The 17,849-nt window shown below is 29.1% G+C and carries 16 protein-coding genes; 4 read left to right on the top strand and 12 right to left on the bottom strand.

Annotated features, from left to right (window positions below):
* Positions 1 to 191 precede the first annotated feature (191 nt).
* From BTO04_RS04425 to BTO04_RS04375, 11 genes are all read right to left on the bottom strand, one after another.
* A complete protein-coding gene (locus BTO04_RS04425) occupies positions 192 to 776 on the bottom strand; it encodes a Fic family protein (protein ID WP_157662429.1) in 585 nt (194 codons plus the stop codon).
* A 502-nt stretch (positions 777 to 1,278) separates the two neighbouring features.
* A complete protein-coding gene (locus BTO04_RS04420) occupies positions 1,279 to 2,193 on the bottom strand; it encodes a spondin domain-containing protein (RefSeq protein ID WP_087563346.1) in 915 nt (304 codons plus the stop codon).
* Positions 2,194 to 2,865: 672 nt separating this feature from the next.
* Complete coding sequence (locus BTO04_RS04415) at positions 2,866 to 3,564, bottom strand: hypothetical protein (RefSeq protein WP_087563345.1); 699 nt, start codon at positions 3,562 to 3,564, stop codon at positions 2,866 to 2,868.
* Positions 3,565 to 3,628: 64 nt separating this feature from the next.
* The gene (locus BTO04_RS04410; RefSeq protein WP_087563344.1) at positions 3,629 to 5,176 is read right to left on the bottom strand and encodes a DUF6798 domain-containing protein; all 1,548 of its coding nucleotides are present in this window, start codon (positions 5,174 to 5,176) and stop codon (positions 3,629 to 3,631) included.
* Positions 5,177 to 5,296: 120 nt separating this feature from the next.
* On the bottom strand, positions 5,297 to 6,250 hold the full coding sequence (locus BTO04_RS04405) for a hypothetical protein (protein WP_087563343.1): 954 nt from the start codon (positions 6,248 to 6,250) through the stop codon (positions 5,297 to 5,299).
* 9 nt (positions 6,251 to 6,259) lie between these two features.
* Positions 6,260 to 7,711 (bottom strand): MBOAT family protein, encoded by a 1,452-nt coding sequence (locus tag BTO04_RS04400; protein WP_087563342.1) that lies wholly within the window; start codon positions 7,709 to 7,711, stop codon positions 6,260 to 6,262.
* Positions 7,712 to 8,010: 299 nt separating this feature from the next.
* Complete coding sequence (locus BTO04_RS04395; RefSeq protein WP_087563341.1) at positions 8,011 to 9,063, bottom strand: M28 family metallopeptidase; 1,053 nt, start codon at positions 9,061 to 9,063, stop codon at positions 8,011 to 8,013.
* 50 nt (positions 9,064 to 9,113) lie between these two features.
* Positions 9,114 to 9,914, bottom strand: coding sequence for an ABC transporter ATP-binding protein (locus BTO04_RS04390; RefSeq protein WP_087563340.1), 801 nt, complete (start codon positions 9,912 to 9,914; stop codon positions 9,114 to 9,116).
* Positions 9,914 to 10,942: an iron ABC transporter permease gene (locus BTO04_RS04385; protein ID WP_087563339.1), complete on the bottom strand. Its 1,029-nt coding sequence runs from the start codon at positions 10,940 to 10,942 to the stop codon at positions 9,914 to 9,916. Before BTO04_RS04385 ends, BTO04_RS04390 begins: the two co-directional genes overlap by 1 nt.
* Before the next feature lie 33 nt (positions 10,943 to 10,975).
* On the bottom strand, positions 10,976 to 11,359 hold the full coding sequence (locus BTO04_RS04380; protein WP_087563338.1) for a Dabb family protein: 384 nt from the start codon (positions 11,357 to 11,359) through the stop codon (positions 10,976 to 10,978).
* A gap of 3 nt (positions 11,360 to 11,362) precedes the next feature.
* Positions 11,363 to 11,938: a non-canonical purine NTP diphosphatase gene (locus BTO04_RS04375; RefSeq protein WP_087563337.1), complete on the bottom strand. Its 576-nt coding sequence runs from the start codon at positions 11,936 to 11,938 to the stop codon at positions 11,363 to 11,365.
* 644 nt (positions 11,939 to 12,582) lie between these two features.
* Between BTO04_RS04375 and BTO04_RS04370 the strand changes: the two genes are divergently transcribed.
* Positions 12,583 to 13,716 carry an AraC family transcriptional regulator gene (locus BTO04_RS04370; RefSeq protein ID WP_232455949.1) on the top strand — a complete coding sequence of 378 codons (1,134 nt, stop codon included), beginning with the start codon at positions 12,583 to 12,585 and terminating at the stop codon, positions 13,714 to 13,716.
* 11 nt (positions 13,717 to 13,727) lie between these two features.
* Here BTO04_RS04370 and rlmH read toward each other — a convergent pair whose 3' ends face one another.
* Positions 13,728 to 14,201, bottom strand: a complete 474-nt coding sequence (rlmH, locus tag BTO04_RS04365) for a 23S rRNA (pseudouridine(1915)-N(3))-methyltransferase RlmH (protein ID WP_087563335.1) — start codon at positions 14,199 to 14,201, stop codon at positions 13,728 to 13,730.
* A 62-nt stretch (positions 14,202 to 14,263) separates the two neighbouring features.
* Here rlmH and nadC point away from each other — a divergent pair, with 62 nt between their 5' ends.
* From nadC to BTO04_RS04350, 3 genes are all read left to right on the top strand, one after another.
* A complete protein-coding gene (gene nadC, locus BTO04_RS04360; RefSeq protein WP_087563334.1) occupies positions 14,264 to 15,121 on the top strand; it encodes a carboxylating nicotinate-nucleotide diphosphorylase in 858 nt (285 codons plus the stop codon).
* 134 nt (positions 15,122 to 15,255) lie between these two features.
* The gene (locus BTO04_RS04355) at positions 15,256 to 17,277 is read left to right on the top strand and encodes a M3 family metallopeptidase (RefSeq protein ID WP_232455975.1); all 2,022 of its coding nucleotides are present in this window, start codon (positions 15,256 to 15,258) and stop codon (positions 17,275 to 17,277) included.
* Positions 17,278 to 17,847 (top strand): pentapeptide repeat-containing protein, encoded by a 570-nt coding sequence (locus tag BTO04_RS04350; RefSeq protein WP_087563332.1) that lies wholly within the window; start codon positions 17,278 to 17,280, stop codon positions 17,845 to 17,847.
* The last annotated feature ends 2 nt before the right edge of the window (positions 17,848 to 17,849 follow it).

The raw sequence follows: 17,849 nt of genomic DNA, 5'->3' as shown, positions 1-17,849 counted from the left end.
ATGAGAAATCATTGGGATTTTTTGTTTAACAACATTTTGTATTTAAAAATTGATTTTTCGCTAACGGTTTCGGCTATGAGTAGTTGCGTGGGCAAGCACTAAGTTAGCAGAAATGGAACGAACCAGAGAAAATTCCGAAGGAACTTCCAAGTAGGCGTGAACCCGGCAATTAATTATACATGTTGCTGTAGTTAGTTGCTTTCCGTTTTTATTTTATCAAGAATATAATTTATGCTAAGCATAACGCGATTTAATTCTTGTTGAAAGAACTTATTGGTTTCTATATGCCAAACTTCTTGATTTGTTTCAATAGCTTTAAAGCTACCACTTAATGATTTTATATAATCCTTCTTTTCTATTTCATCTTTAATAAAAATTGGAGGATACAGATTATACATTAGTATCCAATTTTTTGCAATCCTTGTTATTCGTCCATTACCATCAACAAAAGGATGTATTCTTATCATTTCATGATGTAAATATATTGCCTTAATTAACGGGTTTTTTATTTGTTCTATATTATAGAATAAGTTTCCTATCAAATCAGGAACTCTTTCTGGTTCAGGACATAAATGACCTCCAACTTGCACTAAGCGATCTCTATATCTATTGGGATGGAGCTGATGAGCTTCTGGCGAAATAATTCTGAATATCTGAAATAACTGAATTTGGGACTCAAAAGGTCTTTCGTTTTTTATTTCGTTAACTATATAAAGAATAACCTTATTCAAATTTCGTTGATAGATTTTTATATCTTCTTCGGTTTCAGCTTCCATTTGAGCATTCTTTATACTCAGTAACTCCGTTAAGTTATTGGTGCTATTAATAAAAGAATCTAATAGGTTTTTAGAGGATGTCTTTTTGCAAAAAGTTATCGATCTAAAAATTGATTTAGACTTCTCCTCAATTTCATATATTAAGTTTGAATCAATTTGTATGAGATTTGGATTTAAAAGTATCATAGTTTTTTTCTCAAATATAATTCAATAACACTCAAAACTATACACTAAATGACTTTATGCTATTTTTACGTGCATACATAAACTTTTTATAGAACAATTGTTTGAGACAACAAGTATTTTGAGGAAGTGAAATTTGTAAAGTTTTATAAGTGAAATCTTATTTCCAATTGTTCAATTTTCATTAATTGGCTAACGATTACTTTAAGGAAATTTGCGGTTTTGAAACCGTTATTTTCTGATGTTTAAATTTAAGTTTTAGAAACATGCTATTTTACTGAATTAAGCAATTTTTTATACCCATTGTTGAAAATAGTTATTATTCAACCACAAATTTCCTTACTAAGTTGTTATTCTTATCATCCGTTAACTTTAGTATATATATTCCTGTTGGTAAGAAGTGGATGCCTAAATCTAAGGTGTTTTTATTTTCTATTTGATTAAATGTTTTTGTTTTCGAGCCAGTTACATTAAATATTTCAACCTTATTAAGAGAACTATTTTCAAGATTCTTAATATGAATATTTCCATCCGATACCGGATTCGGAAATATTTTAACCTGGTCAAAAGGAAGTTCATTTATAATTGAAAGTGTTTTCAATGTAATTGTTAAAGTACCCATTTTATTTCCATTTATTGGAAATCCACCGATCATTGAAATTACTTCAAAAGGATCTGTAACAATATTGCTAGAACTGTAATCAGTACCACTATCCGTTCCAGCATCGTAAGCAAATACATCTAGAATAACGGAAGTTTTAAAATTACCTCCAGTATCCAATAAATTGTAACTATTAATTGCAATAATCCAATCTGGACTTGGTGCGATCATAGATACTAAGGTTAATAATGGAAATTCTTCTGTAACTACTAGATCTGAAATTAAGATATTACCTGTTGCGGTTGCTAAATTAGAACCATTTACATATTGATCTGCTTCACCATTTGTTATTTCTGTAGAAACCTCAGTGTTGAAAACAGTATTATTTCCAGTTTCAGCAATGTTCTTAATGCCGATACTGGCTAAATCACCAATTTGCAAAAAGGTATTGGTTGTTTTATGAGTAGCTCCCACTAACTTAGACCAATGACTTCCACTTGGTACACTGGTATGATCAGCTTCATTCCAAATACTTGTAAAAGTGATATCATAAGTAGCAGAAGATTGACCAAAAGATTGGACCCTCAAAAAAATAGATAATAAAATAATAATGAAAATAGTAGGCTTATTCATATGAAAGCTTTTTTTAAGAAATGTTAAATTAAAAAACAAATTTCATTTATTTCTTAATGGCTTGTCCTGAAATACGGTTACAGGTTAAAATTGATTTACGCTGTTAATTTATATACCCTATTTGGGGTATTTTAGTCTAAAAAAAAATAGAACCTTACTTCATTGTATCAATTAATTGCATTTTTTGCAGCTCTCTTTTCATGTGCTACGTTCATAAAGGTTTGGTCTAGATTAAATGCCTTTTTTTTAATATTCCGTTAACGCTTTCTATCATTACATTTTAGCACGCATATGCAAACTTTAAAGGTGATAAAAGAGCCTTAGAATTGGCTGACATAGATTTAATTAGATTGCGTGTGGTTTCTTCCTACCAATAAACAAATGATCTATGATGCAGGGCAGGTTTTTAAACAAAAACTAAAAGTGATTATTACTCGAAATTCATTTAGAAATTAAAGGCTAAAAAAATCCCAATGAGAAATCATTGGGTTTTGTTGTTTGATAACGTTTTGTATTTAAAAATTGATTTTTTCGCTAACGGTTTGTATTTGATATGTTGCGTTGGTTTAGCACTAAACTTTGTAGTACGGATCAAACTGAAAATCCGCTAGAATTTTTAGAAGTAGGCGAGAACAAGCTATTATTTATAGCCATTGTTGGCAGTATTTTTTATTATGATATTATTGACTCAACTAATCCAACTTTTGATATTTCACCTGTTTTCAAAAATTGATGTAATGCGGAAATACAGTAATCAGAATTAATATAATATCGTTTCATTTCTGAGGTATAGTTGATACTGTCAATAAAATATGACTTTTTACTAGTTTTACTCACATATATTTCTCCTTTTAATTTATCATTGAAACGAACTTTAAAAGTTTCCCGTATAGGGGCAAAAAAAGCTTTTTTACTTTTTACTTTTTTAATTTCATAATTATTACTTAATTGATTATTAGTGATTTGCTGTTTATTTATTAAGTAATTTTCAATTAAAAATTCATTTATGTCTGCGACGCTATTAATTTCAAACCCATATTTAGATTCATTAATCAAAAAAACATAAGTGTCTTTACTATCCATTTTTAAGGCAAATATATTTTCGTCTAAAAAACCATGTTTGAATAAATAACTCTCACCATCTATATCAATTAGTAAATTATTTTCTCCTATATATTCCCAATTTTCTCTTTTAACTTTTCCGTTTCTTGAGATTAAAACTTGGTTTTTATCACGAAAAATAAAAACATTTTTAGTGTCATTAGATTCATCAATTAAAACCCAATTTTGATTTTTTAATAAAGTTAAATCATCAAATTTTTTTGAAAATTGCTGAATTTTTGGAATGACATTTGAAAAGTATGCTTTCAATTTTATTTATTTTTAGTTCTTAAATTACTGCTAACGCTTCGGCTAAACTGCGTTTTAATGCAGTTTAGGTTTTGTTAGCCAACGTTCTAATTTTATATAACGTAAACTTGTCGGATTTGAATAGTACTGGAAAACTTAAGTTTGTTGCGCTAGAGGTCAAAAAATAATTGGCATTTGGATATTTTTTGGCAATGATTAAGATATCCTTCTTGGTCAATTTGTAATAGTTATCATAGATTTCTGATTGATACTTAAAGTCTTCATTTTGATTGAGGAGCTTTAGTCGACAATACCATTCAACTATATCTGCTTCGTTTTGTGGTGAGTGCTTCCATGTAACAAATGCAGATCGTTCAAAATTGATATAGAAGAAGCTCATATTAGGTGGGACAATAAAAGTCTTGGTATTATCGGTGTTGTTTTTCACCCAATTTTCCATTGCAACATCGTCACTGGTATGCGTCTTAAACTTTATATTGTTACTTGTGAAGTTTGCAGTAAAACCTTTTGCCTTTGCAGCTACAAATAGAAGCATAATCACACAAGCTGTATAGCTTAATATATTTTGAACTTTTCGAGGAGATTTCTTTATTTTTTCATTGAGAAAATAGCTGACATTTAATAGTGTTATTAAAGGTAGTGTGGTATCGCTAAATCTAAAGAAGTAATATTTCAAGTTGTGATTGGCGTCCGAAATCCAAAAGACAATTATTCCAATCAAACTAATAATTACTGAAAAAAGAGCATAATAGGAAATCAACTTGATTTTTTGATTCCGCAATTTTATTGTAAATCCGATGTTTATTGCTGTAAAAACCATCATTTTGATCCAAAGTTCAAATGGAAAAAAATTAGGCAAAGTGTGATGTGGCACTCTCAGGTTTACGTATATATCCCATCCAATATTTGATGCAGAGCTTTCTGAGAAAAACAATTGATGCACAATACCATAAATACCTATGCTTCCAGTGATAATAAAAATTGGAAATGCTTTTACAGCATCTAAATAAAACTTTTTTGCATCCCGTTGATAAAAAAAGAAGATTGGAATAAGGCAAAATATGCTATAAATACCGATCAATAGATGAAAGGACAGCATCAAACCTGCAAACAGAAATCCCAATTTCATCCTTTTTTCAAGGAACATGGCTAGTGCCAATATTGAAAATGCGTATGAAAATACTTTGGTTTCTAAACCTCCTACCATCCATTCTTCAGCGCCATTTCCATTTGGGAAAAAGGTAAATAAAAGAACAAGTGCTAAATAAGTTATAGCGTTATAAGATTTCCCATAAACTAGCCTTATTAAAAGGAGAAGTGATAAGGAAATTAAGACATATGAGATGAGTCTTCCAGCTATGATTGTTGGGATAGTTCCAAAGGTTTCTGCAAAGAAACCAATAATATAGCTGAATAAATAACGGTATGTGATGTTAAGATTTAGGTACCAATCATTTGGTATCCAATTATCATTAAAAGTGGCTCTTGCATATGGAATTACATCCATTTCATTATAAGAAATACTAAAACCAAAAAAGAAAATTACAATAATTAGAAATAAACCTACGATTTCGAGTGTTTTATGTTGGAGTTTGGTGTTAAACAATTTCATGATATGTAAATGATGGCTAACGGTTAGTATATGAAAAGTAGGCGATTTCGAAGCACAAAGCTTTCGGTTAAGCACAAAGTTTGATGCGAGCCAAAAGCCTTGAATTTATTACTCTTTCGCCTATTTTTTATATACATTGTTGTGCGTTCGTGCTTTATTTTCATTTAATAATTCAATTAGTTTTTTATTAAATATGTTAACACCATTTTGATTTAAGTGACTAGAATCGTAAAAATATAATGAGTCATTTAAGGTTAATATTTCATTGAAATTGTAATATTCTGAATACCTTCTCATTATGCTGTCAAAATAATGATTATTACTATAACTGATATAATTAGCACTTGGAATTGGGGCATATACTAGAATTAATTCAATATTTTTATTTTTAACCATTTGTACTATTTCAGAAAAAGATTCAAGTTGATAATCTCTCAATGAAATTTCTTTTTTTTCGAATTCAGTAGGTTGATAAAAACCTATTTCTTTTTCCACATAACCACCAGAGATATATTTGTCATTCCCTTTAATGATAGGTTCAGAAAACGATTTATTTAATCCAAGTAAATCACGAGTTAAACCGTAAATTAGCGTATTATATGTTTTTATATTGTTGATTTTTAATGCCATATTCAAAGAATGTGAATCATTTTTGTCATTAGCAATTATATCAAGAGATGATTCAACACCGTCTATAGTAAACGTTTCTGGATAAACTTCATAAATCACTATTTCTGGATTTAAACTTTCCAAATACCTTTTAAGTAAAACTTTTGTTTGAGAAGGTGTTTGAGCACTCGAACCTAAATTAAATGATTTATATCCATTATCTAAGAATATTCTTGTATCAAAACCCCTATATGCATGAGATGACCCTAAAAATAGAATATCTACATCTCCGTGATTTTTAATCTCAGAAAGCCTTGAGTACATATGCCCATATGAGCCAATTTTATAATTAATATTTTGTTTAGATATTGAAGGTGCGTAACTCCCCCAAACAAACAAGAATGTCAAATAAAATAATGATGTAAAAAGAAGAAATAAAATCGTATTGGAAATGAATTTTTTCATTGCTAATGCTTAAAATTGAAAATAGATAAAAGGTGATTCGACTGAGGGCATAAACATTCCTATTGCAAAAATGAGTAATGAATAAAATGTCCATCTTAATGGTCTATACCATTTTTGCCCAATGTCCGAAATGGCATATTGACCTTCACGACCTTGCCATTCAATTAAAACAAAAATTCCAATAATTAATATTGTTGTAAATGCACTTCTCCTTCCTGCAAACTTTGGGATTTCAAAAAGTGAGCTTGATAAAATCTCCGAAATATAGTTGAATGCATGACCGATGTTCTCTGCCCTGAAGAATATCCAAGCAAAAACTGTTAAACCAAACGTCAGCAACATAAAAGAAAGTTCTTTTATATTAGGAAAAAACTTTCCTTGAGCAACTGTTTCAAGATTATTACGATTATTGTTGGTCAATAAAAGTGGTAAGAAGTAAATGGCATTCAATGCTCCCCAAACAATAAATGTCCAATTCGCACCATGCCAAAATCCACTGACTATAAAAATGATAAAAGTATTTCTAACTTTTATCCAAGTACCACCGCGACTTCCGCCCAATGGAATATATAAATAGTCCCGAAACCAAGTTGACAATGAAATATGCCAACGTCTCCAAAATTCTGCAATGTCTCTTGAAAAGTAAGGGAATGCAAAGTTTTGTTTTAAATTAAATCCGAAAAGTCTTGATGTACCAATTGCAATATCCGAATACCCTGAGAAGTCTCCATATATTTGAAATGTAAAGAAAACAGCACCAAGTACTAATGTACTTCCTGAGAAATCAGCTGAATTATTGAATATCTCATTAGCATATTGAGCACAGTTATCAGCGATAACAATTTTTTTAAATAGTCCCCATAGAATCTGACGCATTCCATCTACAGCTTTAGAGTAATCAAATTCTCTTTTTCTATAAAACTGAGGTAAAAGATTTGACGCTCTCTCAATTGGTCCTGCAACTAGTTGAGGAAAGAAACTAACAAATGCTGAAAATGCTATAAAGTCTTTTGTAGGTTCAAGTTTTCGCTTGTAAACATCGATTGTATAGCTTAACGTTTGAAAAGTATAAAAACTAATACCAACAGGTAAGATTATATTTAATCCTTGTGGATTTATTGAAGATCCAAAAAATGAAAATGCTGTCACAAAGTTATCGAGAAAGAAATTATAGTATTTAAAAAATCCTAAAAATCCAAGATTTACCAAAATACTTATCCAAAGCAATATCTTTCTTTTTGATATATTATCTTCTTTTGATAATCTAATTCCAATTGAATAATCAATCAAAGTGCTGAATAAAATTAGCGATAAAAATCTCCAATCCCACCAACCATAAAATAAATAACTAGCTGCAACTATTAGAAAGTTTTGCAGTTTCAAGTTGTTGTTTGTTGCAAACCAATAAAGTATAAATACTATGGGTAGGAATATAGCAAAGTCAATTGAGTTAAAAAGCATAAATTCTGTCTATTCTTTGTAGTTTGATAACTAGTTTTGTTGTTTTTAGGGGGGATAGGCACAACGTTAACGCTGATATAACTTAGTTTTAATTTCTTATATCAGAAGTGGACAAAGTTAGTTTTTTTTTAGTCAAAAAATCAATAGGTTAAAAGACTTATTTCATAATAAATTAAAAGTAATTTTTTTAATGCGATTCTACAGATGACTATTCTCTTGCTTTGGTCTATTTATTAAAAAAATAAACATAAAGAAACCGAGCTTTTAGCTCGGTTTCTTTACATCAATAAAAAGAAAAATTATTTACTTTCTTCTTTTTTAACTTCTGCTTTATCAGCAAAAATTCTTGCTTCTCTATTTGCAACTTCCCAAGCCGTATGAAAAACCAAACGCGTTCTGTTTTCTAACAATTCGTAATTAATTTTGTCTGGTGTATCTGTTGGTTTGTGGTAATCTGCATGTGTACCATTAAAGTAAAAAATAATTGGCACATTGTGTTTTGCAAAGTTATAATGGTCTGATCTGTAGTAAAAACGATTAGGATCATTTTCATCATTATATTTATAATCTAACGTTATATTAGTGTACTTCGTGTTCATTTCTTCAGACAAGTTATGTAACTCTGTACTTAATTTATCGGAACCAATTAAATACACATAATTAGGGTTTTCTTTATGTCTGTCATCAATTCTACCAACCATGTCTATATTTAGATCACAAACAGTATTTGCAAGAGGAAATAATGGGTTTTCTGTATAGTATTTAGAACCTAATAATCCTTTTTCTTCACCAGTAACATGTAAGATTAAAATAGAACGTTTTGGTCCTTTTCCTGCTTTAGAAGCTTCTTTAAAAGCTTGTGCAATTTCTAAGAGAGCAACGGTTCCAGAACCATCATCATCTGCACCATTATATATTTCACCATCTTTAATTCCTTCATGATCTAAATGCGCAGAAATAACTACAATTTCATCTGGTTTTTCAGTTCCTTTTATAAAAGCAACCACATTTTCAGAAGCTTTTAATTCTCCTCTTCTTGCATTTTTGTTTAGCCATTCTGCAGGAACTTCCTGAAAATAATCATCGCCACCTATTGCAGAAGCAATTCCTTCACGTACATAAAAGTTTTTTAAATATGCTACTGCTTTTTTCTGACCAGGTTCGCCGGTATTTCTTCCTTCAAATTCATCTGAAGCATAAATAAATAAGTGTTTACTTAAATCTTTTGCAGTAATTGTAGCAGCATATTTTGCAGCTTGATCTATGTTTGCATCCGTATTTTTAGAAGCATCTTTACTAGTGCTACATGCCAAAAATGCAAATGTACTAGCAATAAAAAATATTTTTTTCATCGATTAAAAGAGTGTTTAGTTTGTTTATAAAAGTTAGTATTGCTTCAAAGTTATATTTTGTTAATGACAAATTGCTGTAATGTTCTGTTAAAATTAATAAGTCCTTTAGGAAACAAGTTCTCAAAAGCATTTTTAGAGATTAACTCCGCAGGCGTTCCTGCATAAAAATGAGCTTCTGTTAGAATTATAATTTCATCTGAAAGTTGAATGGATAAATTAACTTCATGAGAAGAAATGATAATTGTTTTTGAAGTGGTTGCTACCAATCTTTTTAACAGCGAAAATATTTTGATTGTATGATGCATGTCTAAATGTGCCGTGGGCTCATCTAAAATAATAATAGCGGTGTCTTGCGCCAAAGCTCTAGCAATGAGAACTCTTTGTAATTGCCCATCACTTAATTCATAAAAACGATTGTTTTTAAGATGCTCAATTTCAGTTTGTTCAATAGCTGTATTTACCTTTTGTATATCTTCATTAGAAAGTGTGTCAATCCAATTTGTGTAAGGTTGTCTGCCAAGTGCAATGAGTTCAAAAACGGTTAATTGGCTTTCTGGTAAACGTTCTGTTAAAACGAAGCTTAATTGTGTAGAAAGTTCTTTTTCTGAATATTGATTAAGATTTTTATCCTTCAAAAAAACACGACCAGAAATAGGTGCTTGTACGTTAGAAATCGTTCTTAATAAAGTTGATTTTCCGATTCCGTTTTTCCCTAAAATAGTAATTAATTTCCCTTTTTCTATTTCTAAATTAATATTTGAAACAACAATTTTTGGGTTCTTTTTATGCTGATACCCTATAGATAGGTTTTCAGTATTTAGAATGATGTTTTTTTCTTTTAATGTATTCATTAGACAAAAATTCTCTTTTTTCTAATTAATAGCCAAATTACAATTGGTGCACCAAAAATAGAGGTAATTGCGTTTATTGGTAATGTAAATTCGCTTGTTGGTAATTGTGCAATAATATCGCAAATTAATAGTACAATGGCTCCAATAATTGCAACAGCAGGTAATAATATTTTATGATTTGAGCTCGAGAAAATCAATCTAGAAATATGAGGAATTGCCAAGCCTATAAAAGCAATTGGACCAGAAAATGCCGTGATTACTCCCGTTAATAAACTTGTAATTAGTAAAATAATATACCTACTTTTTTTGATGTTAATTCCTAAGCTTTTTGCGTAATTTTCACCTAGTAAATAACTGTTTAAAGGTTTTATAATAGAAATGGTTCCTAAAATGCCAACACAATAAATAAGTATAAACACCCAAAGTTCTTTCCAAGAAAGATTCCCTAAGCTACCAAAACTCCAAAATAAATATTGCTGAATTTGATCTGCTTCACTAAAATAAGCTAAAACACTTATAACTGCAGCTGTAAGACTACCAAACATTAATCCAATAATAAGAATAGACATGGTATTTCTAACTTTATTAGCCGCTATAATTACCGCCGATAATACTAAAAAAGCACCTAAACTTGCAGCAATTGGTAAAGACCAATTTGAAAATGAATTGGTAAGAAAGAAGCCTCCAAAAACGGATGACCCTAAAATTAATAGTGCAACGCCTAAACTTGCGCCAGAAGAAATACCTAAAACAAAAGGTCCTGCTAAAGGGTTTCTAAATAAAGTTTGCATTAATAAACCACAAATAGACAAGCCAGAACCTACTAAAACAGCGGTAATTGCTTTAGGTAGTCTAAACTGTAGAATAATGGTTTGCCAACTTTCTTTGGTTACATTGCCACCAAAAATACTATTAAAGATATCTTTAAACGGAATGGAAACAGAGCCAAAACTGATGTTCAAAAAGAACAAGATTATCAGTAAAACTGATAATATAATAAACTGTTTTTTGTAATTTTTTTGATTCATCTATTTATTAACGACAATTGTAGTTGTTTAAAATTATTTTGCCCAATAATCTAAAACCAAAACATCTTCTAAATGTGGTTTTAAAACTTCTACAAAAGCTAAATGATCTGGATGAGGTAGGTAGGTGTTTCTATCTTCTTCACTCTTAAAAGTAACCATAAAACAATGTGTAAAATCTTTATTTAAATCTTCTGTACTATTGTTTAGTCCCCATTCAAAACCTTTTATTTCTTTAATTTTAGTAGGTAAATTTACAAATGCAGCTTCTACTTTTTTAACATCTACATGAGAGGAGGCTTCTTTAAATTTAAATAAAACAATATGTCTTAATTGTTTTGTATTGGTAGTTACTTCTGGTTTTGTTGTACAACTACTAATTAGAATTGCTGCAAGTATTATTAAGGTGTTTATTTTCATGTTTTATGTTTTTGATAAAAAGGCAACCAATTTTTTAATGGCAATCCCTCTATGAGAAATAATATTTTTCTCTTCTGAAGTCATTTCTGCAAAAGATTTAGAAAAGTCTGCTGGTTTAAAAATAGGATCATAGCCAAAACCTTTTTCTCCTTGTTTTTTTGTTAAAATTTCACCTTTACAAATGCCTTCAAAAAGATGTTTTTTTCCATCTAAATTTAATACAACTGCAGTTCTAAATTGTGCTTTTCTGTTTTCTTTGTCTTCTAAATCTACTAATAGTTTTTGCATATTATTTTCAGAGTTTGAAGGTTCACCAGCAAAACGAGCAGAATATACTCCGGGTTTTCCACCTAAACTTTCAACTTCTAACCCCGTATCATCAGCAAAACAGTTATAACCAAATTTATTGGTAATGTAGTCTGCTTTTAAATGTGCATTTCCTTCTAAAGTGGTTTCAGTTTCATCAATTTCATCAAAACAATTAATGTCTTTTAAACTCAATAATTCAATTGAGTCTGGTAACATTTTTTGAACTTCGGAAAGTTTGTTGAGGTTATTGGTTGCAAAAACTAATTTCATTTGTTTAATTTAAGCAAATGTAAGGAAATTAACAGTAAAATTTTGTAGCCTGTTGTTTTGAATTCCTAATTATTTATAGAGAAGATTTAGTTTTAATACTACTTAATTTAAGAATTGTAAAGGATAGTTTTTACCTGTTTAGAGTAGTAGCGTAAAATTATATTACACTTTCTTTAATTTGTGATAAGTAGAAAAAAAATCTGCCAGAAAATGTTTAAATAAGATTGTTTAATTTATATTAAAAACTTTCCCCCAAAAGTATTATTATAAAATAATTGTAAGATCCTCTTCTAAAAACATTTTATACTGGCAGTTAATTTTTTGTAGTAAATGCAGTTATTTTTTTGCATGAACTTGTTACTGACTGCAAACATAAAACAAAAAACATGTTTAATCTTTCTTAATAAATTGAAAAGTTTAATTTTTAAGGGAATCAATAAGTGTTTTAACGAATCAGTAAGGTGGATTTATTAGAAATTGAATAAAATTGAATGAAATTGAATAAAATTGAATAAAATTGAATTTAATATAAAAAGAATTATCAAAGTTGCTTACTTTTGTACAATAAAATATGTGGCAATAGTTTGATAGAATCTCTTTTATTTTTTTTTACTGGTATTATAGGTATTGTTACCTTTTCCTTAATGATAAGATCTTACAGGTCCAATCCTTTCTATAATTTTTTTTTAGTTTTAGTTATAGGTTTAGTTTCTTTTCGTTTTCTAGTGCATGGAAGTTATGATTTAAGTTTACAAGTACTTTTAAAACCTGATAGAGGTGTACATTCGATATTGTATTTAATTATTGTTCCTTGTTATTATTTATATTATAAATATCTAACACTTCAAAAAAAAGCATATAGCTATAAAGATTTAAAACACCTTATTTTTATTCTATTTCTCTATTTTATTAATTCAAATGAAACTTTAGAAAATAGTTTTATCTTTTATTTTGGCCCTATAACCAATTTCTTTTTGATAGGAATATTTATGCTATTCTATTTAATAGTGGCCTTTGCTTTATTAAGTAAGAGTATATGGTTTAGAAAAAATAAGGTTTTTAATAGCAAACATTTTAATTTAGTTAAAAATTGGACAATGTATTTGTTTACAATTAACACGCTTAGTAGTGTTATGGTACTAGTCTCTTTATATACAGAATCTAATAATGGTGTTAGTCTTTCAGGAAAATCGATGGCTATTTTTTCATTACTTTTTTGGTTGTTTATTTTTTTTAAAATTTTAACATCTCCAGAAATATTATTTGGTCTTCCAATACTAAATAAAACCTTAATTAGATTTAATGATCCTTTATCTGAAGAAGAGGAGGAACAGGAAGAAGAGGAAGTTGTTATAGAAATTGATGATAATTGGGTATTTGAAACAGATATTCCACAAAATAGTCAAGATAAAAAATTACAAGAAAAGGTTAGAAGTAATATTGTTAGTTATATCAATGAAGTTGAAAAATTAACTGCAGAAAAATTGATTTTTCGTAATCAAAAAACCTCACAAAGTGATATCGCCGTGAAACTAGGTGTTCCTGCAAGTCACATTGTATATTTATTTAAATATCATTCTAAATTATCTTTTTCTGAATATAGGATGAATAGTAGAATACAAGATGCAATTTCGCTCATAAAAACAGGTTTTTTACAAACAGAAACTTTTGAGTCTGTAGCGTATACAACAGGTTTTTCTTCTTATAATCCTTTTTTTATTGCTTTTAAAAAGATAACTACATATTCACCTCTTGACTATGTGAAAGCTAAAAAATAATTAACCCTTTTTTATTCATGATGATAGGGTTCATTCTTTAAAATTGTATAACCCCTATAGAGTTGTTCTACAATAAAAAGACGAATCATTTGATGTGAAAATGTCATTTTAGATAGTGATATTTTTCCAATAGATTTTTTATAAACCGCATCAGAAAAACCATAAGGTCCGCCAATTACTAAGACTAATTGTTTTATACCAGAGTTCATTTTCTTTTGTAAATACTTAGAAAATTCAATTGAAGTAAAGTGTTTCCCTTTATCATCTAACAAAACTAAATGATCTGTGTTTTGTAGTTTACTTAAAATTAATTCTCCTTCTTTTTCCTTTTGTTGAACTTCACTTAAATTCTTTACATTTTTAATGTCAGGAATAATTTCCAGTTCAAACTTTATATAATATTTTAATCGGTTTTGATATTCATCAATTAACTGAATTAAATTTTTATTATCAGTTTTACCAATGGCAAGAAGTTTAATTTTCATGCTGCAAAATTATGAATTATGAGTTACGAATTACTATTTTTACATCAGAATAAAGAAAACTTATGATATCTAAAGCGCAATTTGAAAAAGAACTTGAGTTAATTATTAAAAATGCCATAAGAGAAGACATTGGAGAAGGGGATCATACATCACTTTCTTGTATTCCTACAGCTGCAAAAGGACAAGCAAAACTATTAGTAAAAGAGGATGGAATTATTGCTGGAGTGGCATTTGCAAAAATGGTTTTTAACCATGTAGATGCAGATTTAGAAGTAGAAACGTTTATAAATGATGGAGATAAAGTGAAATACGGAGATATTGTTTTTCATGTTTCAGGGAAATCTCAATCTATTTTAATGGCAGAGCGTTTGGTTTTAAATGCGATGCAGAGAATGAGCGCAATTGCTACAAAAACTGCTTTTTTTGCTGATTTATTAAAAGGTACAAAAACCAAAGTTTTAGATACTAGAAAAACAACTCCAGGAATTAGAGCTATAGAAAAATGGGCTGTAAAAATTGGTGGTGGAGAAAATCATCGTTTTGCATTGTATGATATGGTAATGATTAAAGACAATCATATCGATTTTGCTGGCGGAATTACAGCAGCAATTACAAAAACAAAGAAATATTTAGCTGAGAAAAATCTTGATATAAAGATTATTGTTGAAGCTAGAAGTTTAGAAGAAATTAAAGAAATTCTTTCTAATGAAGGAGTTTATAGAATTCTAATAGACAATTTTAATTATGAAGATACTAGAAAAGCAGTTGCTTTAATTGGTGATACTTGTTTAACAGAATCTTCTGGCGGAATTAACGAAGATACAATTAGAAAATACGCAGAATGTGGTGTCGATTTTATTTCATCTGGCGCATTAACACACTCCGTTTATAATTTAGATTTGAGCTTAAAAGCTTTTTAAAAATAAGTAAAAAAGTTGCACAGTTTGAGTTTATCACTTTAAAATAAATAAAAATGAAAAAATATATAATGATAGTAGCCTGCTTAGTACTCGTAATTTCTTGCGATACTAAAGAAGTGAAAAAAGAAAATAATATGGAGTTATCTAGCAATCCTTTATTAATTAAAAATACGTTGGAATATGGTACTCCAGATTTCAATAAAATAAAAACGTCTCATTTTTTACCGGCTATTTTAGAAGGAATGAAATTACAGAATGAAGCAATTGAAAAAATTACTATAAATAAAGAAACGCCAACATTTAAAAATACCATTTTAGCTCTAGAAGAGAGTAGCAAGGTATTAGATAATGTAACTGCTGTTTTTTATGGGCTTGCAAGTGCACATACAAATGATACCATAAAGGAGAATCAAACAGAATTAGCACCAAAATTCTCTAAACACAGTGATGAAGTTTTATTAAATACAAAGTTATTTAGGAAAATTAAAACGGTTTATGATAATTTGTCTGCTGCTGATTTAGATGCAGAATCGGATCACTTAGTAAAAGAATATTTTAAAAACTTCTCTAAAGCAGGTGCAAATTTATCTGAAGATAAAAAGGGGAAATTAAAAGAAATAAACTCTGAAATAGCCAGTTTGTCAAATGATTTTGGGAAGAAGTTGTTAGACGCAAGTAAAAAGGGCGGAATTGTAGTTTCTGAGAAGGCACAATTAAAAGGTTTTTCTGAAGAAAAAATAAAGTCTTTAGAAAAAGAGGGTAAGTATGAAATTCAGTTAATAAATACCACGCAACAGCCTTCATTACAAATTTTAGAAAATAGAGAAATTAGAGAGCAATTATTTGAGAAATCTATACATAGAGCCGATGTTGGAGAATACAACACAAGTGATTTAGTAAAAAAAATGGTTTTGTTACGCGCTGAAAAAGCACAAATTTTAGGCTTTGATAATTATGCAAGTTGGAGTTTGCAAGGAACAATGGCTGCAACACCAGGTAAAGTTTTTAATATGTTTGAAAACTTAATTCCTGGTTCTTTAGAGAAAGCAATATCTGAAATAAAAGAAATTCAGGAAGAAATTAATAAGGAAGGAAATGACTTTAAATTAACGCCATACGATTGGAATCGTTATGCAGAAAAAGTTCGTAAATCTAAATACAATTTAGATGAAGAAGAGGTGAAACAGTATTTCGAAGTAACGAATGTTTTAGAAAAAGGCGTTTTTTATGCAGCAACAAAGTTGTATGGAATCACTTTTAAAAAACGCACAGATATTCCAACATATCATCCAGATGTAGTTGTTTATGAGTTGTTTGAAGAAGATGGGAGTAAATTAGGATTGTACTTTGGTGATTTCTTTGCAAGAGACAGTAAACGTGGTGGCGCGTGGATGAGTAGTTTTGTGAAACAATCTAAATTACGTAATCAAAAACCTGTAATTTATAATGTTTGTAACTCGCCAAAACCGGCACAAGGAGAACCTGCATTAATTAGTTTTGATGGTGTAGAAACCATGTTTCATGAATTTGGACATGCATTGCATGGTTTTTTCGGAAATCAAAAGTATGCTTCAATATCAGGAACAAGTACAGCAAGAGATTTTGTAGAATTTCCATCTCAATTTAATGAGAATTGGTCTACACATCCAGAAATCTTAAAAAACTACGCATTACATTATAAAACAGGAGAAGTTATTCCTGCAGAATTATTGAAAAAAATTAAAGATGCAGGTACTTTTAATCAAGGGTATTCTATGATTGAAAACTTATGTTCTTCTAGTTTAGATATGAAATGGCACACAATTTCTGCTGATGAAAAAATTGAAGATGTAGCTAAGTTTGAATCAAGAGCTTTAAAAAGTATGAAATTAAATGTTGATGAAGTTCCACCAAGATATCGTTCAACTTATTTTGCACATATTTTTAGTGGTGGTTATGCTGCAGGTTATTATTCGTATTTATGGACAGAAATGTTGAGTCATGATGCATATGATTGGTTTAGAGACAATGGGTTATTAACACGTAAAAACGGACAGAAATTCCGTGAGCAAGTTTTATCAAAAGGAAATACAATGGATTATGCAGAAATGTATAAAACCTTTGCTGGGAGAAATCCAGAAGCAGCTCCAATGTTAAAAGCTAGAGGATTAAAATAAATGGAGACCTATTTTGATAGTGAAGAATATTCAAAAATTGATTTCAGTAAAACGAAAATCAAGAAAGGAGAATATGATAATTGTATATTTATAAATTGTAATTTTGAAGCAATTCACGCATCAAATTTTCAGTTTGTAGAATGTGAATTTATTGAATGTAATTTTAGTAATACTATTGTAAATGATACTGCTTTTAAAGACGTAAACTTTATCAACTGTAAAATGATTGGAGTGAAGTTTAATGAATGTGATCCTTTTTTATTACAATTTTCATTTATAGAGTGTCAATTAAATTTCTCGTCTTTTTATCAATTGAAAATTCCGAATACAAAATTTAATAATTGCAATTTGCAAGAAGTAGATTTTACAGAAACGATTTTGACCAATTCAGTTTTAGATAATTGCGATTTAAAATTGGCGATTTTCGATAGAACAAATCTTGAAAAAGTAGATTTTAGGTCAGCGTTTAATTTTTCAATATACCCTGATGAAAATCAAATAAAAGGTGCGAAATTTACCAAAGAAAATAGTGTAGGACTGTTACAGAAATACAATATTGTTATTGAATAATT

The sequence above is a fragment of the Polaribacter sp. SA4-10 genome, assembly GCF_002163835.1.
Classification (GTDB): domain Bacteria; phylum Bacteroidota; class Bacteroidia; order Flavobacteriales; family Flavobacteriaceae; genus Polaribacter.
This window is presented reverse-complemented; position numbering and strand designations above follow the sequence as displayed.